1 protein-coding gene is annotated in these 578 nt (G+C 52.9%); it reads right to left on the reverse strand.

Annotated features, from left to right (window positions below):
• Positions 1-578: DUF637 domain-containing protein (locus ACFINL_RS09870; protein WP_375651507.1), on the reverse strand; the 578-nt coding region annotated here is incomplete at both ends.

A 578-nucleotide genomic window follows, 5' to 3' on the forward strand; every position in this document is an offset into this window, starting at 1 on the left:
TCTATTTTGCCTTCAGCCTTGGCGGTACCGATTTCTTCCGCCAACGATTTGCCAACCGTATCAGACAGGGCGATGCGCAGATTGTTAAAAAAGTTCTTGTCAAGAGAACCACCCTCAAGAGCCGTTTGCACGCCTGTGCCAATGGCGGCTTTGATCAAGTTCTTTTCCGCCTCACGGGTGATGCGATCAACCAGAGGAGCCGTTTTGGGCAAAGATTGTCCAACACCAGCCATTTCGGTTAGTTGGCTGGTTAAGCCTGCTGTCAACATCGACGAGACAATGCTGAGAATATTCTTTGAAGAGCCAAGCTCATGCAAGGCACCGGCAATATTGCCGCGATTATTGACAAGAGCCACAGCGCTTTTGTTAATCAGCGCTTGGACACCAGCCTGTATCGCCGCATTCATGGCGGTGCTCGAGCCAAGCCCCAAAGCACCGGTAATGGCACTGGCAGCGCCCGAGGCTGCTCCACCCGTAACCGCCGTGACAGCCAATGCCACGAGAGCCGCACCGGCTTCTGTCAGCCCTTGGGCTTTATAATCCCAGTCTTTAAATTCAGCCTTAACTGCTTGCCAATC

The organism is Bartonella sp. AA78NXGY (assembly GCF_042197005.1).
Taxonomy (GTDB): Bacteria; Pseudomonadota; Alphaproteobacteria; order Rhizobiales; family Rhizobiaceae; genus Bartonella.